Source organism: Natronospira sp., assembly GCF_007134575.1.
GTDB classification, from domain to species: Bacteria; Pseudomonadota; Gammaproteobacteria; order Natronospirales; family Natronospiraceae; genus Natronospira; species Natronospira elongata.
This window is the reverse complement of the sequence record NZ_SLKM01000122.1, coordinates 1-3,972: the sequence shown is the minus strand read 5'-3', so window position 1 is coordinate 3,972 and position 3,972 is coordinate 1. Positions and strand designations below refer to the sequence as shown.

5 protein-coding genes and 1 pseudogene are annotated in these 3,972 nt (G+C 61.2%); all 6 read right to left on the bottom strand.

The genetic code is table 11. The features are described 5' to 3' along the window. The coding region (locus ACJWXQ_RS04735; RefSeq protein ID WP_406672274.1) for a hypothetical protein at positions 1-494 on the bottom strand (494 nt) is incomplete at its 3' end. Then, complete coding sequence (locus ACJWXQ_RS04730) at positions 491-1,057, bottom strand: NADPH-dependent FMN reductase (protein WP_346050738.1); 567 nt, start codon at positions 1,055-1,057, stop codon at positions 491-493. The genes ACJWXQ_RS04730 and ACJWXQ_RS04735, both read right to left, overlap by 4 nt. Before the next feature lie 11 nt (positions 1,058-1,068). Continuing rightward, positions 1,069-1,410 (bottom strand): SET domain-containing protein, encoded by a 342-nt coding sequence (locus ACJWXQ_RS04725; RefSeq protein WP_346050739.1) that lies wholly within the window; start codon positions 1,408-1,410, stop codon positions 1,069-1,071. 74 nt (positions 1,411-1,484) lie between these two features. Next, positions 1,485-2,156, bottom strand: coding sequence for an SDR family oxidoreductase (locus ACJWXQ_RS04720; protein WP_346050740.1), 672 nt, complete (start codon positions 2,154-2,156; stop codon positions 1,485-1,487). Then, positions 2,153-3,604, bottom strand: coding sequence for a methyl-accepting chemotaxis protein (locus ACJWXQ_RS04715; RefSeq protein ID WP_346050741.1), 1,452 nt, complete (start codon positions 3,602-3,604; stop codon positions 2,153-2,155). The genes ACJWXQ_RS04720 and ACJWXQ_RS04715 overlap by 4 nt, the downstream gene beginning before the upstream one ends. A gap of 85 nt (positions 3,605-3,689) precedes the next feature. Then, a pseudogene (locus ACJWXQ_RS04710) lies at positions 3,690-3,972 on the bottom strand (hypothetical protein); the annotation flags it as partial.

Genomic DNA, 3,972 nt, shown 5'->3' with positions numbered 1-3,972 from the left:
TGCCGATAGCCGATCTGGAAGCCACCCCTCCGGTGGGACTGCAGGCCTACTTCGATGTGAACGGAGGTGTCATTCTCCGTCAGGCGTCGGAACGCCTCCGGTTGCTCTGGTCGCTGCTCCTCGGACTGGAAAATCAGCGTGCCCACCCCGGCCTGAGCATAAAAGCCGACGCCGTCATCCGGGTAGATTAGGCGACCATGCCCGCCAAGCAAGAGAAAGCTTTGTTCACGGTTATCAATCTGCGCTCTGCCAAGTCCTAATTCAAAGCCATGCTGAAGGCGCCAGCCGTTTCCGAGAGGGTGGCCGGGGCGGGAGAGCCAGCGGGCATTGGCACCGGTCAGAATGGCGGTCCGCCCTTCCACGGTCTGCGTGTACTGCCAGGCGGCGATGCCGATCTCATTGGCGTCGGCCGTTTTCGCCGGTAGTAGAGTCACGAGCATGATTGCGGCTGCCAGAGCAAGACCCACAGTCCGGCCCTGGATCGCCTCAGTCATTGGACCTGTCCCACGGATTGGACCCGGATGAAATCGGCGAAACCACTCATGAACTGCCGCGCCCGCTCCTCCAGCTTCTCATCATTGAAACGACCCGAGTCGCCGAGGGCATTGGTGGCGCCAGGAACATACAATTGACCGCCGAACCAGAGTTGCAGGCCGAGCCCGCGAAACGTGGGAAGCCAGGCGTACTGGGCGGCACGCGTCCCGTTGGGCCCAGGGGTGGCGCCGGTAATGGCCACCGGCCGGCCCCGAAACACCCGTCCGATATCAGCGGGCGGCCGGCTCATCCAGTCGATGGCATTCTTCAGCGGCCCGGGCACGCCCTGATTGTATTCGGGACTGACCAGCAGCAAGCCGTCGGACTGGGCGCAGGCCTCCTTCAGCGACTCAACCGCTGTCGGCATTCCCTCATCCTCCAGGTCCTGGTCGTAAACCGGTATACCGCTGATATCACGCTGTTCCACTTCGCAGCCCTCCGGGGCCAGCGAAGCCAGAGCGGACAGCAGCTGACGGTTCAATGAGGCCTTTCTAAGGCTGCCGGCAATGCCGAGAATACGCATGAAGCAGGCTCCTATTCGTCGTCGTCCCAGTCTTCACCATAGTGGAATGTGATCTCTTCGTCTTTTCGGATTCTTCGAATGGCGTAGAGTTCAAAGCCGTCGAATTCCGCATTGGGCCGACTGCTATGGTTGCAGAAGCGCAGGACATTCTTGCCATTTCGGCCAACCGGGTTCTCGTCATTCTCATCATAGACCCAGAGCACGTGCATGCCGTCCTTCTGTGTTTCGGGTCCTTCGTAGCTGCCGATATGGGTGCCCTTGGCAATCTGTTTCCTGGCAAACAGGCCCTTGCCATGGATGGGAGACGGTCCGCAGTAGACCAGGGGATTCTCCTCATTGTATTTCTTGCTCAAGACAAAACCTCGTGATTGTCATCAGCTTGGGAGGTGCTATTGTGCCATGAAGGCGGCTGGGTAGTGCCCTGTTCTCACCAGGGCAGGGGGTCCCCATTGGCATGCCGGAAACTGCCACTGGTCTCAGGCCTGATTTCGTCAATCCTTTCAAGCAGCTGCGCAGCTGCCTGGGGCGCATCCACGTTACCCTGTCTTGCTGTCATTTCGGTGCGTACGAAACCGGGATGCAGCAGACCCACGGCGATACCCCGTTCCGCCAGATCATGTGCCAGGGACACGCCGGCCATGTTCACCGCAACCTTTGACATCCGATAGCCGTAGCTGCCGCCTGAGGTATTGTCCGCAATGGACCCCATTCGGCTGGTGATGATTGCCAGGCGACTTCCAGGATGCATTCGCGGCAGCAATGCCTGTGTGAGTAATAGGGGCCCCAGGGCATTCACTTTGAACTGGGTCAGGATGTCTTCTATGGATTGCCCTTCTATCTCCCCGAGACGCTGGACACTGAGAACGCCCGCATTATTCACGAGGACGTCCACGGGCCGGTCACCCAGTGCTTCACTGAAGCGGTCAATTGATGCCGGATCTGCCACATCCAGGCCTTCATGGAACTCGACGCCAAGGTCTGAAAGCGCCGCACTGGCCCTGCGGCAGCCTACTACGACTTCATCTCCCCGCACGTGAAAACCACGGGCAAGCTCCAGGCCAATGCCCCGGTTGCCGCCTGTGATGATGACTCTGCTCATCGTTTCTCCCCAGCATCTGATTGTTTTCGGCCCAAACCCCGCTCCAGGGTATCCAGGGCGGCACCTACTTCATTGGCCGCCTGGTCGATCCGCCCAGAGGAGGCCGAGATATGCTCCAGGCGCTCCCCCAGCTGTTGGAACCAGGCCCGCAGGGAGCGTTCCGCTGCGCGCTGTCTTTCCGTTGCCTCTGCCACATTTCGACTTTGTTCGGCCAGTTGTCGCGCCGTCTCGACGATCTCTCCCAGGGCAAGATCGGCCTCACTGGCCTGATGTCGGCTGCTTTCCATCACCTCGGCTGCTCGCTGCATCCCCGACGAGCCGTCCTCGACCCCGTGAACCAGGCGGTCGATTCGATCACCAATCTCGTGAGCGGCCTCCTGACTGCGTTCGGCCAGGGCCCGGACCTCTTCTGCCACCACACCAAAACTGCGACCTTCAGCTCCCGCCCGCGCGGCTTCGATGGAGGCATTCAAGGCCAGGCGATGGGTCTGTCTTGCGATATTGTCGATCAGCTCCACCACCTTCATCAGGCTGCGGGTTCCGCTGGCCAATTTCCGGAGTTCCTCACCGGATTCCCGGACCGTACGATTGAGCGCTTCCAGCTCTTCCACGGTGGCATGGGCGAGCCTGCCCCCGTCCCCGGCCCGGGTTTCGGCCCGAGCCGCACCCTGAGCCATTTGCTGCGCTTCCCCGAAGGCCCTTTCGGCGACGTCCGTCAGCTCCGCCAGCAGTGACTCGATCTTTCGCCGATTCTCCTCCTGCTCCGAGAGCAATTCGGCGACTGCCGAGGCCTCGGTCCCGATACTGCGGCTGCGATCCGCCATATGCGATCCGGCCGAGGCCAGATCCGCGCTTACTTGCTCCAGCTCGGCGACACCCCGTCGTCGAGCCCGTTCGAACAAAAGCGCCAGAATGGCCATCACGACCAGCAGGACCAGGGAGGAGCTGATCTGCATGGGTCGAACGGCTTCTTCAGGCAGATGATCCAGCGGCAGCAGCCAGCCACCCTGTTCCCCCAGATGCAGGAGAATGACCGTGGCCGCCGCAATGGGCGTCCACAGGTAGCCGTGGCGCCAACCACCGGTGAAAATGGCGGCAACCGGGACCACGGCGAACCAGAACACGGGAGAGGACATGACGCCGGCGGCGACGAAACAGAGCCAGAACAGCAGGGCATTGAGGGTGCCCAGCGCCAATAAGCGAGCGGCGGCAATGCTGCCGCTGAGCTTGAGTACCAGCGGGCAGCAAAGTGCGATGAGGCTGGCGATCAGCACCCCCAGGCTGCCCAGCGGCATGCCCAGCAGATAATAGCGCAGGGTGAAGAACAGGCCGGCAACGCCGAGGGCCAGACTGATTCCCGTCAGGTTGAGCGCCTGGGTCCGTTGTTCCGCACTCAGGCGCCTGCCCACGGGCAGGAAAAACTCAAGGACGCCGCCAGCTTCGTTCATGTCAGGTTCCGGTTTCGCTCAAGGGCCCTTGATACTATAGCGGCAGAAAAGCCCCCTGGTTTAGCGTCCCGGACCCCGCGGTGGGTCACCAATAGATCCCGATATTGATATTGAATCGGGTTTCCCAGTCTGCGTTGGGGTCCCCCTGGGCAAAGGCCGTCACCGGATCCACCCCCATGAAGTTATGGTTCTTGCCGCGAATGATATCCACAAAGGTGAAGGTCGGACCCGCTGTGATGGAGCAGCCTGTGGTGTGCAGCTTGGAATCGGCCCACCCCGAGGGTGCCTTGTCCAGGACGCTGTAATTGAGGTAGCAGGTCAGGTGGCTGACTGGCCCCCAATCCACGTTGAATTCCCTGGTTAGGTTG

Bases quoted from the DNA above. Each gene is read 5' to 3' on its own strand.
- ACJWXQ_RS04730 (WP_346050738.1), bottom strand. From the start codon at position 1,057: ATGCGTATTCTCGGCATTGCCGGCAGCCTTAGAAAGGCCTCATTGAAC.
- ACJWXQ_RS04720 (WP_346050740.1), bottom strand. From the start codon at position 2,156: ATGAGCAGAGTCATCATCACAGGCGGCAACCGGGGCATTGGCCTGGAG.
- ACJWXQ_RS04715 (WP_346050741.1), bottom strand. From the start codon at position 3,604: ATGAACGAAGCTGGCGGCGTCCTTGAGTTTTTCCTGCCCGTGGGCAGG.